This window comes from Carboxydocella sporoproducens DSM 16521 (genome assembly GCF_900167165.1).
In the GTDB taxonomy this organism is placed as follows: Bacteria; Bacillota.
On sequence record NZ_FUXM01000030.1, the window covers coordinates 1 to 15,071 of the forward strand.

Here is a 15,071-nt window from a genome sequence, read left to right on the forward strand (position 1 = left end):
TTCAAAACCACCATTACTCATTTCTCGTTGCGTTCCGGTTTCCGGACAATAGCAATATACATTGCCCTTGTAATTGTAGGCCACGTTCTTGTAATTGGTCAGTAGCCTAGTTTTATCCCCATCTCTCCACAAGTTACGTATGTCAATAACAGGCTTTATTCGGTATTTATCCCAGCACTTTGTTATTAGTTTCGTATCATCATAGCCTCTATCTGCCACCTAGGTTGCGTCAACAATCAGATGCAGTTTGTACCCAAACCATTTCACGATCTTCTCCCATGTCTTACCGTTCTCGTGCACCCCTCTATATTCCTTCCTGCCATAATCCGCTTCTGTATCCCGGCGACCGTCTCTTTCTCCCTTTTTATTTTTGTGTTTGGCAAATGATGAAAACCACAGGTGGATGCCTTTTGCCTATTTTACAACATTTAGAGGCTGGGGTGAATTTTTCCCTCAGCCTCTTGTTTTGCGCTAAAAACCCTTTTCTATACACTTTTTCTGGGGTAAATTTATTTTCGACCTTTCGCTTATCCCTTGTCCTGTCAGGATTATCTGACAGCGCAATTAGCTCATGACTTTTTTGATAGTTGCGTACAACTAAAAAAAGACCGCCTTTGCGCATGTCTTCCCCTCCCGGGAAAATTATATGCGCAGGCGGTTGATTTTAGCTCCCAGTCTTTGTAACTTTTCCGCAAATCGTTCATAACCCCGGTCAATATGATGTAAATGGATGACTTCCGTTTCCCCCCGGGCCGCCAGCCCGGCCAGGACCAGGGCCGCCCCCGCTCGCAGGTCAGTAGCCTTGACCTGGGTCCCTAACAGCTGCTCCACCCCGCGAACCACTGCGGTCCGACCCTCGATTTTAATATCCGCTCCCATGCGGCGCAGTTCATCTACATGCATAAAGCGATTTTCAAAAACGGTTTCGGTAATCACACTGGTACCCTCAGCCAGAGTCAGCATGGCCATCATCTGGGCCTGCATATCGGTAGGAAACCCGGGATAGGGCAAAGTCTTGATGTCAGTGGCCTTAATGCGGGTCGGGGCTTTTAGCTGCAGCCCCTGGGCCGTCTCCGTGATTTCCGCCCCTGCTTCCTGCAGTTTGGCAATCACCGGCTTGATGTGTTCCACAATCACATTTTCCACTGTTATTTCCCCGCCAGTAATCGCTCCTGCCACCAGAAAGGTGCCGGCTTCAATGCGGTCAGGGATGACAGTATGCCTGGCTCCCTGCAGTTTACTTACACCCTCGATCTTGATCACCGCTGTGCCAGCCCCGCTGATTCTGGCCCCCATGGCATTGAGAAAGAGGGCCAGGTCCACGATTTCAGGTTCTTCCGCAGCGTTTTCAATAATTGTTGTCCCTTCCGCCAGGGTAGCTGCCAGCATGATATTCTCCGTTGCCCCTACACTGGGAAAATCCAGGTAGACGGTATTCCCTTTGAGGCGCTGGCATCTTACTTCCACTTGACCTGGCCCCCAGCTCACTTCTGCCCCCAGTGCCTGAAACCCCTTTAAATGCAAGTCTATGGGGCGACTCCCAATAGCACATCCCCCCGGCAGGGTAAGCCGGGCATAACCCAATCGGGCCAGGAGCGGCCCCATCACCAGAATAGAGGCGCGCATTTGCCGTACATATTCATAGGGTGCTTCTCCCGTTTCCAGCCTGGGAGTCTTGACCACCAGGGTATGAGAATGTCCAACCCAGGCCACTTCCGTCCCCAGCCGGCTTAATACCATCAGCATGGTGCGGACATCAGCCAGCCGGGGAACATCCTCCAGCTGGCAGACCTGGTCAGTCAAGAGGCAAGCGGCCAGGATGGGCAGGACAGCATTTTTGGCGCCTCCTACCCGAACCCGGCCGGATAATGGGGTACCACCGGTTAGCACCAGTCGTTCCACCGGCGCCCCTCCTTCCTCTACTTCTGCATTATTTTTATTAATATTCGGTAGTAATCAAAGGGGTGCCTATTACCAGATAACTGCGCTGTTCCCCGGGCACTGTCCGAACTGCCACATTGAGGTTAACCACCCGGTTGCCCAGGCGCAGGTTATCCTTGAGTTCATTACTGTATCCGGTCCAGCTGACCACTGCCCCTTCTTCATACCCTTCGATTTTTTTACCATCCAGTTCCTTAAAGATAGAGGCAACGATTTCCCGCCCCTGCTGCTGGTCTACTAGCTGGGGCAACCAGCCGGCCACTACCTCGGACACTTTGGCACTACTTGCGATTCTCTTGAAAGCAGCATCCACTGTGAGCCGATCCTGACTTAGTTTATCCAGGTCCCCGAGTTCTTTAATAGTAATAACTGCATAAGTTTCTGCTTCTTGACCGGTTTCCTCCTGGCCTATCCTGGTTTTAACCCCGGCCATGGACTGGATCCAGATTTCCAGTTCCGTTTTTTCCCCCAGCTTACCAGCCAGGCGCAAACTGCGAAAACCGGTGTCCTCCTGTTTGTCCAGACGCAGGTTCCCTTCCCGATAGGGAAATACCCTTGCTGCCTGCCAGGCCAGTTCCTCCATTTCCGCAAAGGTCATAAATTTCCGGTTCACCCTGGCCCAGCCATTAATGGTGTAGTCCTCAAAGCGCGCCTTGCTCTCCCGAAAAGCCAGAATCAGTTTGTTCTCCCCGCTCAACCCCTGTCCCAGGGTAGGCAGGACAGGGTGTTTTACCAGCCAGACCGCTGCCAATAATAGACCCAGCAGCACCAGAAATCTGCGCATTTGCCTTCCTCCTTCTCCTCAGGAATCCTATTCGTTACTGATAGTGTTCCCGCTAAAAGGAGGATTTAAACATCAATTTAATCCCGTACCACAACTAAACCCGTATCAGGGTGAAAGCCAGGGTCTTCCACCACTACCGGTTCCACCCCTGCCTGCTCTGCCAGCTCCCAGTACTTATATCCTTCCTCCAGCAGCCGGGCCCGCAATAGCATTCTTTTAGCTTCGGGCTGTTGTAGAGCCGCTTTAACGCGGGGGTCAATGCCTTTCGCTTTTACTTCATCATCGGTCAGACGAACCAGTACCTGGTCAGGAAACTCCCCCAGATTGAGGGCCAGCTGGACCAGTTCCTGTTGCGCCTGTTTGTCCTCTGTTATCATGAACTTTCACCTCGCCCTTAGTATGAGAAGGGGAGGCAGAAATTAATCCCTGCAGCTTGCGCAGAGCCCGTAAAATTTCTTCCACTTCGGCAGGTGTCAGCTGACTGAGCAAGGCAGACCAGTAGTCGGTTTTGATGGCCTGGATAGTCTCCCCCAGAGCCATGGTTTTTTCCGCCAGGCTGATCCTGACGGTGCGCCGGTCCTGCTCTCCTCTGCGCTTGACAACCAGTTCCTGTTTTTCCAGGCGATCTACCAGATCGGAAACAGTGCTTTTAGCCAATCCCAGCTGCTGGCATAATTCCGAAAGGGTCTGTTCCGGCTGCTGGTAGAGGACCCGCAACAATAGTAACTGAGGAACAGTCAAACCCAGGTCTTTAATATGGTTGGAGACAAATTTGCGAAAATGCCCGATAATGCTTTTCAGGAGCAAGTTAATTTCCTCTGCCTGTACAGTTCGCTTTTCTTTACTCACTGATTATCACCTGTTCCTTGCCGGCAGGGGTTTGCCCCTTTTTCAGCCAGAAGGCAAAAAACAGGGCAACACAGCTGATAACAGCCGTCAGTGCCAGTGTATCATTGATAGCTGTAATCAAGGCTTCCTTCTGTACCGAGCCGTAGAGCCAGTATAGATACAGTTCCTGGCCATTAAATTCCGTCACCCGGGCAGCCAGTTCACTGTAATGCAGAGCCTGTCTTCTCTGCATAAATGTGGTGAGAATAGTGATTCCCAGTGAGCCTGCCACCTGGCGCACCACGTTGGAGAGAGCGGAAGCCCGGGCCACCAGCGGCAAAGGTACCGCGTTCATGCCCGCCGTAGAAGCCGGCATCATGGCCAGACCCAGTCCCAGGCCCCGCAGGACCAGCAACCAGGTAATGGTGGTTTGCGGTGTCTCCATCGATAAGTGGGCCAGTTCATAGGTTGCCAGAGCCAGGATGGCCAGGCCTGGTATCACTACTGGTTTTGGTCCAAGGCGGTCCAGGAGTTTACCGCCAATGGGCATCATCAGCCCGGTAGCCACTGCCGACGGAAACATGATAATCCCGGTCTGCATTGCCGTATATCCCCGCAAATTTTGCAAAAATAGTGGCAGTAGAAAAATCCCGCCAAACAAAGCGATATTAGTGATGCTGGCTATCACAATACTCAAGGTAAAAGGCCCTATTTTTAATACCCGCAAGTCCAGCAAAGGGTCACTGTGGGTTAATTCATTAACCGTAAAGAGCAGGAGGAAAAATCCGCCGAAAATCAGTAAAAAGATGTTTTTAATATCATTCCAGTCAATAGAAGCCCCCTCACCCAGAACATAGAGAATAGACACCAAACCCACAGAAGCAAAGAGTACGCCCAGGTAATCAAACTTGCCCACCGGGCGGCGCGGTATCTCCGGTAAGAGGATAAACGAAAAAATCACGGCCACAATCCCGACGGGGATATTGATGGTGAAAATCAGGCGCCAGTCCAGATGCTCGACAATATAGCCGCTCAACGTTGGGCCAATAGCCGGTGCCGCCATGGCGGCAATTCCCCAGATCCCCAGCGCCAACCCCCGCTCCTGCTGGGGAATAACCTGATAGAGGATGCTCATACTGACAGGCATGATCATGCCTCCACCCAGTGCCTGAATAACCCGGGCCACTACCATCGAGGGGTTGCTCCAGGCCAGGCCACAAAAAGCTGAACCCAGAGTAAAGGCTATCAGGGCCCAAATATATACTTTTTTGCTGCCAAACCTGTCGCTTAAATATCCGGTCAGGGGAATAATGGCCCCCATGGTCAGCATATAAGCCGTAAGTACCCACTGAATTTGCTCTGTCCCTACGCAAAACACGGCCATCATCTTGGGAATGGCTATATTGACAATGCTGGTATCCAGGATAGCCATAAATGTTCCCAGCACCAGCACCGCCAGAACCAGCCACTTTCTGCTGTTATCAATCCTTCTACCTGTCACCATTCATCACCTGACCCTGATTTTAACCACAGCACTGGTGCCAGGTATCAATTGTAAATTCTCCAGGTCAGTGAGCTGAATTTTTACCGGCACTTTCTGGGTAACTTTGGTAAAATTGCTGCTGGTCGTCTGGGGTAAAACCGAAAAGGTAGCAGTAGTAGCCTGTCCGATTTCCTGCACCCGTCCGTTGAAAGTCCGCCCGGGGTAAAGGTCGAGAGTAACTTCCACCAGTTGTCCAGGTTTAATCCTGCTTATCTTCGTCTCCTCTATATTAGCCGACACATAGAGTTTATGGGGGTCAACCAGCCAGAAGACAGCCTGTCCTGGTGTTGCCACTTCTCCCTCTGTTCCCTGCTTCCTGATAATAATGCCATCCACCGGTGCGCGCAGCAATGTCTGTTCCGCACTGCTGTCCGGGAGGTTATTCAGTTCCTGCCGGGCCAGCACTTCTCCTTTTACCACTTTCTGGCCCTCGGCAGCCCTAACTTCCGCCAGTTTGGCCACAAGCAGCGGGTATACCTTAACTATGTCTCCGGCTACGCGGGCATCTTCCGTACTGACAAAGTAGGTATTTTCATACCAGTAATAACCGCTGACCCCGGCCAGGACTACAACCATCATCAGAAAAATACTCACCAGCAGTGTTTTTCTATTGGCAGCCATATTCCCACCCCTTAAAATTAGTTCTGACCCGAACTATTTTCCGAAAACAAACCGGCACATACTGTGCCGGTTGTCGATACCTATTCTATTTTACCTGCAACTTTGAGGCGGTTGAGGGCTCGCTTCAAGGCAACCTCAGCCCGCACCATGTCAATGTCAGCTGAGCGTTCAGCCAGACGGCGTTCGGCCCGCTCTTTAGCTGCCAGCGCCCGCTGCACATCGATTTCTTTCGGACGTTCTGCTGCTTCAGCCAGCACCACCGCCCGGTTATCTTTTACCTCCAGGAAGCCGCCACTGATGGCCAGTTTCTGCTCCTGACCACCAGCAGTGTACTTGAGGACACCGATCTGCAAGCTGGTGATCAGGGGAGCGTGGTTGGCCAGAATGCCCAGGTAACCCTCGGCCGCCGGCGCTACCACCATCTCCACTTCCTCGGAAACCACCTTGCGGTCAGGAGTAACCACTTCCAGTTTAATGGTATTCTCGGCCATTTTCCGTCACATCCTTACAGGGTTTTGGCCTTTTCCACGGCTTCTTCAATGGTCCCGACCATATAGAAGGCTGCTTCCGGCAGGTCATCGTGTTTACCTTCAATGATTTCCTTGAAGCCACGGATGGTTTCTTTCAAAGGCACATATTTACCAGGAGTACCGGTGAAGGCTTCAGCCACGAAGAAGGGCTGGGACAGGAAACGTTGAATCTTCCGGGCCCGGGCTACGGTCAGCTTGTCTTCTTCGGACAGTTCGTCCATACCCAGAATAGCGATGATGTCCTGCAGTTCCTTATAACGCTGCAGCACTTTCTGCACACCCCGGGCTACCTGATAATGCTCCTGACCTACGATATTGGGGTCCAGAATCCGGGACGTGGAATCCAGCGGGTCCACAGCCGGATAAATCCCCAGCTCGGCAATGGAACGGGACAAAACGGTGGTCGCGTCCAGGTGAGCGAAGGTTGTGGCCGGAGCAGGGTCAGTCAGGTCGTCCGCCGGCACGTAGATAGCCTGGACGGAGGTGATAGACCCTTTAGTGGTAGAGGTAATCCGTTCCTGCAGAGCACCCATTTCGGTGGCCAGAGTGGGCTGGTAACCCACGGCAGAAGGCATCCGGCCTAAGAGAGCGGACACCTCGGAACCGGCCTGGGTGAAACGGAAGATGTTATCGATAAACAGCAACACGTCCTTGCCTTCTTCGTCCCGGAAATATTCAGCCATGGTCAAACCGGTCAGACCTACCCGCAGACGGGCGCCCGGAGGTTCGTTCATCTGACCGAACACCATCACCGTCTTGTCGATAACGCCGGATTCCATCATTTCATGGTAGAGGTCGTTCCCTTCCCGGGTCCGCTCACCTACACCGGCGAAAACAGAGATACCACCGTGTTGCTTGGCGATGTTGTTAATCAATTCCATGATCAAAACGGTCTTACCAACACCGGCACCGCCGAAGAGACCGATCTTACCACCCTTCAGGTAGGGGGCCAGCAGGTCAACGACCTTGATCCCGGTCTCCAGCACTTCCGCCTTGGTGGACTGCTGGGTAAAGGTCGGAGCCGGACGGTGAATGGGATAGTATTTATCGGATTTAACGGGCTCCTTGCCGTCAACCACCTTACCCAGAACATTGAAGAGCCGGCCCTGGGTAACAGGACCTACCGGCACACTGATAGGAGCGCCGGTATCGATGGCCTTCATGCCCCGAACCAGACCGTCGGTGGAAGACATGGCAACACAGCGAGCCACATTGTTCCCCAGGTGCTGGGCAACTTCCAGGGTCAAATCAATATCATAAGCAGTGGGCTTATCCTGGTCGGCACTGCGAATGATAACAGCATTATAAATAGCAGGCAACTTGCCAGGCTCGAATTCCACGTCAACGACGGGACCGATAACCTGCTTGACTTTACCGACGTTCATTCAGCCATTTCCCTCCTTGCGTTTATTCCAGAGCGGCAGCGCCACCCACGATTTCGGAAATCTCCTTGGTAATGGCGGCCTGCCGGGCCCGGTTGTAGTTCAAGGTTAACTTGGCGATCATTTCCTTGGCGTTGTCGGTTGCTGAACCCATAGCAGTCATCCGGGCACCATGTTCTGAAGCCTTGGCTTCCAGCATGGCCCTGAACATGGTGGTATTGAGATACTTGGGCAACAAGGCCGACAGCACGGTTTCCGCATTGGGCTCGTAAATATAGTCGACTTTGGCTCCTTCTTCCGCCGGGGCCTCCACAGGCAAGAGCTTGATGGTTTTCGGTCTCTGGGTCAGAGCGGAGAAAAACTCAGTATAGACGACATAAACTTCATCAAATTCCCCTTTAAGATATAAGTCCACAATGGTCTCCGCAATCAGCTTGGCATCCTGATAGCGAGCCTCTTCCCCCAGACCGGTAAACTCTGCAATGATGGGCACACCAATACGGCGGAAAAAGTCGCGGCCCTTGCGGCCCACGCAAATCAGACTGACATCATTGAAAGCACTGATTTCACTCCGCACTTTCCGGATGATATTGGCATTATATCCACCACACAGACCGCGGTCAGCGGTAACCACCACAAAAGCCACTTTCTTTACTTCCCGTTTTACCATCAGGGGATGGGTGGAGTCCAGAGCCGCGCCGGCCAACCGGCTCAAGGTGCCAGCCAGTTCCCTGGCATAAGGCCGGGCCTGAAACACTTTATCCTGGGCCTTGCGCAGCTTGGCTGCCGCCACCATCTTCATGGCCTTGGTGATCTGTTCTGTGTTCTTGATACTCTTGATGCGTCGTTTAATATCCCGCATGCTGGGCATTCCTGCTGTTCACCACCTTTTTCGTCCCATTCAGACCGGGACAGCTTAGAACATCTTCTTGAACTCGACAATGGCGGCTTTCAGTTTTTCTCTAATCTCATCAGTCAGAGTCTTTTGTTCGCGAATGGCCTCAACGATGTCCGCCTTCTGACTGTGCATGAACTTCAGGAATTCTTCTTCGAACTTCAGGACCCGGGAAGTTTCCACATCATCCAGGTAGCCATTGACGGCAGCGAAGATGGACATAACCTGGTCTTCAACGGCCATGGGCTTATACTGAGGCTGTTTCAACAGTTCAACCAGTTTTTCACCCCGCAGCAGCCGGGCCTGGGTGGCCTTATCCAGGTCAGAACCGAACTGAGCGAATGCAGCCAGCTCCCGGTACTGGGCCAGGTCCAGACGCAGAGTACCGGCAACCTGCTTCATCGCCTTGATCTGAGCGGCACCACCAACCCGTGATACAGAGAGACCGACGTTGATAGCCGGGCGGATACCAGCATAGAACAGGTCGGACTCCAGGAAGATCTGACCGTCAGTGATGGAAATAACGTTGGTCGGAATGTAGGCGGAAACGTCACCAGCCTGGGTTTCGATAATCGGCAGAGCGGTCAGGGAACCGCCACCCAGTTCATCATTCAGTTTAGCAGCCCGCTCCAGCAAACGGGAATGCAGGTAGAAAACATCACCCGGATAAGCTTCCCGGCCGGGAGGACGGCGCAGCAAGAGGGACAATTCCCGGTAAGCCACAGCTTGCTTGGACAGGTCATCATAGACGATTAACACATGCTTGCCCTGCTCCATAAACTCTTCACCCATAGCGCAGCCGGCATAGGGAGCAATGTAGAGCATCGGTGCAGGTTCAGAAGCGGTAGCAGCCACAACGATGGTGTAATCCATAGCACCGTGATCTTCCAGTGTCTTGACCACGTTGGCTACAGTGGAAGCTTTTTGTCCAATAGCCACATATATACAGATTACATCGGTATTCTTCTGGTTAATAATAGTATCGATAGCAACAGCAGTTTTACCGGTCTGGCGGTCACCGATGATCAGCTCCCGCTGGCCCCGACCGATGGGGACCATACTATCAATAGCCTTCAAACCGGTTTGCAGAGGCTGATGCACTGATTTACGGGTAATAACACCAGGTGCTACCCGTTCAACTGGACGATAGCGGTCGGTGACAATGGGGCCTTTGCCATCGATCGGCTGACCCATAGCATTGACCACCCGACCAATCAAGGCTTCCCCTACCGGTACTTCAACGATACGACCGGTACGCTTAACGGTATCGCCTTCTTTAATACCAGTGTAAGGACCGAGAATAACGCAACCGATATTATCCTCTTCCAGGTTGAGGGCCATGCCGTAAATGCCGCCTGGGAATTCCAGCAGCTCACCGGCCATACATTCTTCCAGACCATAAACCCGGGCAATACCGTCACCTACCTGAATAACCGTACCCACATCGGTTACGGCCACATCGGTGCGGTACTGTTCAATCCGTTGTTTAATAATGGAACTGATTTCTTCCGGACGGATAGACATTGTACTCGCTCACCCCTAACTCTTCAACTTATGCTTGCAAAAGAGCTTCCCGGAGGAGCTCCAGCCGCTTGGTTACACTGCCATCGATTACCTTGTCCCCAATGCGTACCACCAGACCACCAATCAGAGCCGGGTCCACCTTGGTGGTAATCCGTACCTGCTTGCCGGTCAATTTGACCAGGCGGGCTTCCAGGGCAGTGAGGTCGGACTGGGACAGCTCCCTGGCCGAGGTAACTTCCACATCCACCAGATTGCGGGCTTCATTGGCCCGTTTCACATACTCATTGTAAATTTCCTTGAGATAGGCTTCCCGCCGCTTGTCCAGTACCACCTTCAGGAAATCCAGGGTCAGGTCGGACACCCGGCCGCCGAAAACCTCATCAACGAGCTTCTTCTTTTCCGCCACAACCACCATCGGGTTGTCCAGGAAACGCTGCAATTCAGGATTCTCTTCCACCGTCTGTACTACCTGGGCCAGCTCCTGCTCCAGGCTGTCGATCAGCCCTTTTTCCAGAGCCAGGCTGAAAAAAGCGGCAGCATAGCGGCGGGCTACTGCCTTGTTTAGCATGGGAGATCCCCTACCTCATCGATGAATTCCTTGACCATTTTTTCATGGTCCTCGACGGTGATGGACTTGCCCACCACCTTGCCGGCCGCCAGCACCGCCAGGTTAGCCACTTCAGCCCGCAGCTGGGCAACAGCTTTGGCTTTTTCGCGAGCGATTTCTTCCTGGGCTGCTTTCAGGGCCTTATCGGCTTCAGCCCTGGCATTGCGCACCAGCTCTTCCCGCATTTCCTCGCCCATGCGCTCAGCCCGGGCGATGATTTCCTGGGATTCCTTCTTGGCCTGAGCCAGTTGTTCAGCATATTCCTGCTTAATCCGTTCGGCTTCGGCCCTTGCCTGCTCAGCCTGTTGCATGGATTCAGAAATGGTTTTCTTTCTTTCCTCCAGCATTTGCAACATCGGTTTATAGAGTAATTTATTTAAAATGGCTAAGAGGACAAAAAAGTTGATAAACGACCAGACAAAGGTCGAGAGATTAAATTCCATTAGCCAATTGCCTCCTTTCAGTGAGGGTCAAGGTACCATTGCAGGCGGAAGGAGGTTAGACCTCCCCCGCCTGCTGAATGTTCTCGCCTTACATTTTGCCAGTAACCAGCATTAGTGCTACTACCAGACCATAGATGGTCAGAGTTTCCATAAATGCCAAGGCGATGAACAACAGGGTCCGGACAGTGCCGGTGACTTCAGGCTGACGAGCGATGGATTCAAAAGCTTTGCCAGCAGCGATACCTTGACCAATACCAGCGCCAACAGCTGCAATACCAACAGCCAGACCAGCGCCGATAGCAATCAGACCTGCTACCATTCCGTTTCCCCCCTTTCCAAGGTGGCTACAAAATTGTATGGAATTATGATTAAGGGATCAGTACGCCAGGATAGTTCGGTTGTTTATAGGCTTCGTCTGGCTGCGTTGCCGACTGCGTCGAGGTCCTCGACGTACCTCCAGTACGCCTCCGGCCTCTCCGCTGTTGGCACCTTGCCATACTCGCTTCTAAACAGCCTCATTGGTTTATAGGCTTAGGATTACTGCCCAAAGTTCGAACCTCGAACCTCGAACTTCGAACCTCGTTAGTGGTGCTTCTCGGTAGCACCACCGATGTAGCTGGCAGCCAGCAGGGTAAAGACGAAAGCCTGGATAGCCCCTGTCAAAACCCCTAAAAGCTGCATCGGCACGGGAACAATGGCGGGAGCCAAAGCCAGCAAAGTACCTACTACCAGCTCGTGCCCGAAAATATTCCCGTAAAGACGCATGGCCAGCGAGACCGGGCGGACGATTTCTTCGACAATATTCAGTGGCAGCATAAAGGCCATGGGCTGAACAAAATGTTTGAAATAACCGATTCCATGGGTCATCATCCCGAAAATATGGGTAGAAAAGAAAACAATGATTGCCAGAGCCGCCGTGGTACTCAAGGTAGCTGTCGGCGGAATATAGGGCCCTTCATGGCCGGACAGCGGCAACAGCCCCACATAGTTCGAGGTTAGGATAAACAGGAAGAATGTGCACAGGAGCGGAAAATAGCGTTTTACCCGTTCCGGGCCCAGCATGCCCTCAAAGAAGTTGTACAACCCTTCTACAAACAGCTCCAGCACATTCTGCAGACCTGATGGTTGTTTTTGCATGTTCCTGGTCCCTAACCAGCTGATCAGGCCCAGTAACGCAATAACTCCCCAGGCTGTTACTGTGTACTTGGTTACTTCCAGGGGGCCGATGTGAAAAAGAGCTTCAGCACTACCGAACATCCTCATCCACCTCCTTTTTCCTGATATTTCTTACCTCTCTAAAATTGAAAAAGAGCAAAGGCTTTAGAGCTGCCAGCCCCAGCAAAAAGGCTATCCCAGCCTTGCGACCTCCTGCAGATATCACTCCATAGGTCACCGCTCCCAGGGCTAACCAGCGGAGGGTGTAGGAGAGAAAAACATAAATCTTTACCCGGCCTGCCCCTTTTAAATTCAGGGCCCGGCCTAATGACCACTGCAGAGCCAGCAAATTGAGCCAGCCAGCAAGAAAGCCAAAAAAGAAGCCCAATGCTGCCAACCGCTCTCCGCCTGCAAGTAAGATGACAGCTATCAGGCCTAACAGCAATCCTAAATTGCGTTTACCTTTGCTGTGATAAAGATCGGTTAGCACGGGGATCATTCATCCCCCTTCCGAACGGTGGTCATGGCATCATAGGCTGCTTTAAAACCAGCTGCTATCCCTACTAAGAGCATGACTACCGTCAACCAGGGCTCAGTATGGAGTTTCCTGTCCAGAAAGCGGCCCAGCCAGAAGCCTACCAGTACGCCTCCAGCTATAGTACCGCCAAGAGACATGATCACACCAAGGGCCTTCACATCCTGCCAATTGCCATTTTCAGCCATGCTTTTGCCTCCCGGACGGGTCGGCGCTCGACGAGGGTCCTTTTTTGACCCGATATTACCAAGCAATAATATTCTATGTAATTGCGAAAAATCCTTTTTCCAGACGAAGAAATTTTGGACTTTTTTTTATACAATTATACTGAATAGTCATATTTTGCAGGTTTTTGGTCGGAAAAACCGAAAATCCAGTTAATTGCTTGTTTAATTCGCCGGCATGCCTGCCCGTCACCGTATGGATTGACCGCCTGGGCCATGCGCTGGTACGCCTCCTGAACGGTAAGCAGTTCCTTCACATTGGCATACAACCGCTCCCGGTCAGTACCGACCAGCCGTACTGTCCCTGCCACCACCGCTTCCGGCCGCTCGGTGGTATCCCGCAGGACCAGCACCGGTTTGCCCAGACTGGGAGCTTCCTCCTGCAGCCCCCCGGAATCAGTCAGCACCAGGTAAGACCTGGCCATCAGGTTAATAAAGGGTTCATAATCCAGGGGCTCGACCAGATGAACCCGTTCCACCCCTCCTAATACTTCCTCCACCACCTGACGTACCGCAGGGTTTTTATGGACCGGGAAAACCACTTCCACATCGGAAAATTCCTCCACCAGCTGGCGCAGGGCCAGGTAAACCTGCCGCAAGGGCTCACCCCAGTTTTCTCGCCGGTGGGTAGTCACCAGCAGCACCCGGCGCTGATTGAAGGGGATAGCTGCCAGTTGCTCATCATGGAAGCGATAGTCATCCTTTACCGTCTGCAGCAGGGCATCGATTACCGTGTTACCTGTAACAAAAATCCGTTCCGGCTGTATCCCTTCCCGCAGCAGGTTCTGTTCACTGGTGGCAGTGGGAGCAAAATGCCAGTCGGCAATGGCACCGGCCAGTCGCCGGTTCATCTCCTCCGGAAAGGGAGAGTATTTGTTCCCGGTGCGCAGGCCGGCCTCCACGTGCCCGACAGGAATTTGCTTATAAAAAGCCGCCAGAGCGGCCGCAAAGGTGGTGGTAGTATCCCCATGGACCAGCACCAGATCAGGCTGGGCCTGGGCCAGCACCTCTTCCAGGCCTTTGATGGCCCGGGCGGTAATATCATAGAGAGTCTGCCCGGCCTGCATAATATTCAGGTCAAAGTCCGGCACGATACCAAACAGCTCCAGTACCTGGTCCAGCATCTCCCGATGCTGGGCCGTTACCGCCACCAGGGGCTGTATCCCTTCCGCTTGGGCCAATTCCTTGACCAGAGGTGCCATCTTAATGGCCTCCGGCCTGGTCCCGAATATTAGCATTACCTTTTTCAAGCCTTCTCACTCCTATTTTTTGTGGAGATATCCTTTGCGCTGGAGTTTATCTATATGTTGCTCAACTTTGGCGGCAATATCCACGCCATAGGTATCTTCCAGCACATACATCATGGTGATGGCGGTCTGGGCCACATCCAGCAATTCCGAGGTCAGCCCATCCAGCACCTCGGCTTCCTGTTTCTCGATATTTTCCCCATTGAGGCCGCGAAACTTGCCGATATACTGGGCCAGTTCCCCCAGTTCCTCCGCCAGCTTGATCAAAGTGCTTTCCAGAGTTACCTTATCCAGTCCGCGCAAGCGGGGCAGGCGAATTTCCTTGAAATCTACCTGCTGGGTCATAGTTTTTCCTCCTTCAGCCGGCACAGCTCCACTCCAGCTTCCGCCAGCAATTCTCTGGCAAAGGGATCGGGATAATCCCCCAGAAAAACGATGCGGCGGATACCGGCATTGATCAGCATCTTGGCGCAGAGGACACAGGGTTGAGTGGTAGCATAAAGGGTAGCCCCTGCCAGTTCCACACCATGCAGGGCTCCCTGGATAATGGCATTTTGCTCGGCATGTACAGCCAGACAGAGTTCATGCCGTTCTCCGGAGGGGATTTGCAGCTGCTCCCGCCGGCAGCCCCCCCGGTCCAGGCAGTGGCGCAGGCCCTGGGGAGCGCCATTGTAGCCGGTGGTTAAAATACGATTATCCCGGGCGATGACCGCCCCCACCTGCCGTCTGAGGCAGGTGGAGCGGCTGGCCACCGTCCGGGCTATTTCCATAAAATATTCATCCCAGGAGGGACGATTCATCTTCACTCCCCC

The 15,071-nt window shown here is 52.9% G+C and carries 20 protein-coding genes; all 20 read right to left on the bottom strand.

Annotation, left to right across the window (positions count from 1 at the left end; translation table 11 throughout):
- Nucleotides 1-364 precede the first annotated feature (364 nt).
- The gene (locus B5D20_RS10095) at nt 365-622 is read right to left on the bottom strand and encodes a hypothetical protein (protein WP_078666112.1); all 258 of its coding nucleotides are present in this window, start codon (nt 620-622) and stop codon (nt 365-367) included.
- A 20-nt stretch (nt 623-642) separates the two neighbouring features.
- Entirely contained in the window at nt 643-1,902 is a 1,260-nt protein-coding gene (murA, locus tag B5D20_RS10100) for a UDP-N-acetylglucosamine 1-carboxyvinyltransferase (protein WP_078666113.1), read from the bottom strand.
- 37 nt (nt 1,903-1,939) lie between these two features.
- Entirely contained in the window at nt 1,940-2,725 is a 786-nt protein-coding gene (locus B5D20_RS10105) for a YwmB family TATA-box binding protein (RefSeq protein ID WP_078666114.1), read from the bottom strand.
- A 77-nt stretch (nt 2,726-2,802) separates the two neighbouring features.
- Nucleotides 2,803-3,102, bottom strand: a complete 300-nt coding sequence (locus tag B5D20_RS10110) for a DUF1694 domain-containing protein (protein WP_078666115.1) — start codon at nt 3,100-3,102, stop codon at nt 2,803-2,805.
- Complete coding sequence (locus tag B5D20_RS10115) at nt 3,032-3,574, bottom strand: MarR family winged helix-turn-helix transcriptional regulator (RefSeq protein WP_078666116.1); 543 nt, start codon at nt 3,572-3,574, stop codon at nt 3,032-3,034. Before B5D20_RS10115 ends, B5D20_RS10110 begins: the two co-directional genes overlap by 71 nt.
- Nucleotides 3,567-5,057, bottom strand: a complete 1,491-nt coding sequence (locus B5D20_RS10120; protein ID WP_078666117.1) for a DHA2 family efflux MFS transporter permease subunit — start codon at nt 5,055-5,057, stop codon at nt 3,567-3,569. The genes B5D20_RS10115 and B5D20_RS10120 overlap by 8 nt, the downstream gene beginning before the upstream one ends.
- Nucleotides 5,058-5,060: 3 nt before the next feature.
- Entirely contained in the window at nt 5,061-5,717 is a 657-nt protein-coding gene (locus tag B5D20_RS10125; RefSeq protein ID WP_078666118.1) for an HlyD family secretion protein, read from the bottom strand.
- A gap of 80 nt (nt 5,718-5,797) precedes the next feature.
- On the bottom strand, nt 5,798-6,208 hold the full coding sequence (locus tag B5D20_RS10130; RefSeq protein WP_078666119.1) for a F0F1 ATP synthase subunit epsilon: 411 nt from the start codon (nt 6,206-6,208) through the stop codon (nt 5,798-5,800).
- Between the two features lie 14 nt (nt 6,209-6,222).
- Nucleotides 6,223-7,632, bottom strand: a complete 1,410-nt coding sequence (atpD, locus tag B5D20_RS10135) for a F0F1 ATP synthase subunit beta (protein WP_078666120.1) — start codon at nt 7,630-7,632, stop codon at nt 6,223-6,225.
- Nucleotides 7,633-7,654: 22 nt separating this feature from the next.
- Nucleotides 7,655-8,500, bottom strand: coding sequence for an ATP synthase F1 subunit gamma (gene atpG / locus B5D20_RS10140; protein WP_078666121.1), 846 nt, complete (start codon nt 8,498-8,500; stop codon nt 7,655-7,657).
- Between the two features lie 45 nt (nt 8,501-8,545).
- Nucleotides 8,546-10,048 carry a F0F1 ATP synthase subunit alpha gene (atpA, locus tag B5D20_RS10145; protein WP_078666122.1) on the bottom strand — a complete coding sequence of 501 codons (1,503 nt, stop codon included), beginning with the start codon at nt 10,046-10,048 and terminating at the stop codon, nt 8,546-8,548.
- Nucleotides 10,049-10,076: 28 nt separating this feature from the next.
- Nucleotides 10,077-10,616: a F0F1 ATP synthase subunit delta gene (locus tag B5D20_RS10150; RefSeq protein WP_078666123.1), complete on the bottom strand. Its 540-nt coding sequence runs from the start codon at nt 10,614-10,616 to the stop codon at nt 10,077-10,079.
- Nucleotides 10,610-11,098: a F0F1 ATP synthase subunit B gene (atpF, locus tag B5D20_RS10155; RefSeq protein WP_078666124.1), complete on the bottom strand. Its 489-nt coding sequence runs from the start codon at nt 11,096-11,098 to the stop codon at nt 10,610-10,612. Before atpF ends, B5D20_RS10150 begins: the two co-directional genes overlap by 7 nt.
- Nucleotides 11,099-11,186: 88 nt before the next feature.
- Complete coding sequence (gene atpE / locus B5D20_RS10160; RefSeq protein WP_078666125.1) at nt 11,187-11,417, bottom strand: ATP synthase F0 subunit C; 231 nt, start codon at nt 11,415-11,417, stop codon at nt 11,187-11,189.
- 263 nt (nt 11,418-11,680) lie between these two features.
- Entirely contained in the window at nt 11,681-12,355 is a 675-nt protein-coding gene (gene atpB / locus B5D20_RS10165; protein WP_078666126.1) for a F0F1 ATP synthase subunit A, read from the bottom strand.
- Nucleotides 12,345-12,752 (bottom strand): ATP synthase subunit I, encoded by a 408-nt coding sequence (locus B5D20_RS10170; protein ID WP_078666127.1) that lies wholly within the window; start codon nt 12,750-12,752, stop codon nt 12,345-12,347. Before B5D20_RS10170 ends, atpB begins: the two co-directional genes overlap by 11 nt.
- On the bottom strand, nt 12,749-12,976 hold the full coding sequence (locus B5D20_RS10175) for an AtpZ/AtpI family protein (RefSeq protein WP_078666128.1): 228 nt from the start codon (nt 12,974-12,976) through the stop codon (nt 12,749-12,751). The genes B5D20_RS10170 and B5D20_RS10175 overlap by 4 nt, the downstream gene beginning before the upstream one ends.
- Nucleotides 12,977-13,110: 134 nt before the next feature.
- On the bottom strand, nt 13,111-14,262 hold the full coding sequence (gene wecB, locus B5D20_RS10180) for a non-hydrolyzing UDP-N-acetylglucosamine 2-epimerase (RefSeq protein ID WP_078666129.1): 1,152 nt from the start codon (nt 14,260-14,262) through the stop codon (nt 13,111-13,113).
- A gap of 12 nt (nt 14,263-14,274) precedes the next feature.
- Complete coding sequence (locus tag B5D20_RS10185; protein WP_078666130.1) at nt 14,275-14,604, bottom strand: MazG-like family protein; 330 nt, start codon at nt 14,602-14,604, stop codon at nt 14,275-14,277.
- The gene (locus B5D20_RS10190; RefSeq protein WP_078666131.1) at nt 14,601-15,059 is read right to left on the bottom strand and encodes a deoxycytidylate deaminase; all 459 of its coding nucleotides are present in this window, start codon (nt 15,057-15,059) and stop codon (nt 14,601-14,603) included. Before B5D20_RS10190 ends, B5D20_RS10185 begins: the two co-directional genes overlap by 4 nt.
- Nucleotides 15,060-15,071 lie beyond the last annotated feature (12 nt).

Excerpts from the sequence above, each read along its gene's own strand:
- B5D20_RS10190 (WP_078666131.1), bottom strand. The coding sequence starts at position 15,059 with ATGAATCGTCCCTCCTGGGATGAATATTTTATGGAAATAGCCCGGACG.
- atpD (WP_078666120.1), bottom strand. The coding sequence starts at position 7,632 with ATGAACGTCGGTAAAGTCAAGCAGGTTATCGGTCCCGTCGTTGACGTG.
- atpB (WP_078666126.1), bottom strand. The coding sequence starts at position 12,355 with ATGTTCGGTAGTGCTGAAGCTCTTTTTCACATCGGCCCCCTGGAAGTA.
- B5D20_RS10150 (WP_078666123.1), bottom strand. The coding sequence starts at position 10,616 with ATGCTAAACAAGGCAGTAGCCCGCCGCTATGCTGCCGCTTTTTTCAGC.
- B5D20_RS10185 (WP_078666130.1), bottom strand. The coding sequence starts at position 14,604 with ATGACCCAGCAGGTAGATTTCAAGGAAATTCGCCTGCCCCGCTTGCGC.
- B5D20_RS10095 (WP_078666112.1), bottom strand. The coding sequence starts at position 622 with ATGCGCAAAGGCGGTCTTTTTTTAGTTGTACGCAACTATCAAAAAAGT.
- atpF (WP_078666124.1), bottom strand. The coding sequence starts at position 11,098 with ATGGAATTTAATCTCTCGACCTTTGTCTGGTCGTTTATCAACTTTTTT.
- B5D20_RS10120 (WP_078666117.1), bottom strand. The coding sequence starts at position 5,057 with ATGGTGACAGGTAGAAGGATTGATAACAGCAGAAAGTGGCTGGTTCTG.
- B5D20_RS10105 (WP_078666114.1), bottom strand. The coding sequence starts at position 2,725 with ATGCGCAGATTTCTGGTGCTGCTGGGTCTATTATTGGCAGCGGTCTGG.
- B5D20_RS10130 (WP_078666119.1), bottom strand. The coding sequence starts at position 6,208 with ATGGCCGAGAATACCATTAAACTGGAAGTGGTTACTCCTGACCGCAAG.
- B5D20_RS10175 (WP_078666128.1), bottom strand. The coding sequence starts at position 12,976 with ATGGCTGAAAATGGCAATTGGCAGGATGTGAAGGCCCTTGGTGTGATC.
- B5D20_RS10110 (WP_078666115.1), bottom strand. The coding sequence starts at position 3,102 with ATGATAACAGAGGACAAACAGGCGCAACAGGAACTGGTCCAGCTGGCC.
- atpA (WP_078666122.1), bottom strand. The coding sequence starts at position 10,048 with ATGTCTATCCGTCCGGAAGAAATCAGTTCCATTATTAAACAACGGATT.
- B5D20_RS10125 (WP_078666118.1), bottom strand. The coding sequence starts at position 5,717 with ATGGCTGCCAATAGAAAAACACTGCTGGTGAGTATTTTTCTGATGATG.
- atpE (WP_078666125.1), bottom strand. The coding sequence starts at position 11,417 with ATGGTAGCAGGTCTGATTGCTATCGGCGCTGGTCTGGCTGTTGGTATT.
- B5D20_RS10170 (WP_078666127.1), bottom strand. The coding sequence starts at position 12,752 with ATGATCCCCGTGCTAACCGATCTTTATCACAGCAAAGGTAAACGCAAT.
- atpG (WP_078666121.1), bottom strand. The coding sequence starts at position 8,500 with ATGCCCAGCATGCGGGATATTAAACGACGCATCAAGAGTATCAAGAAC.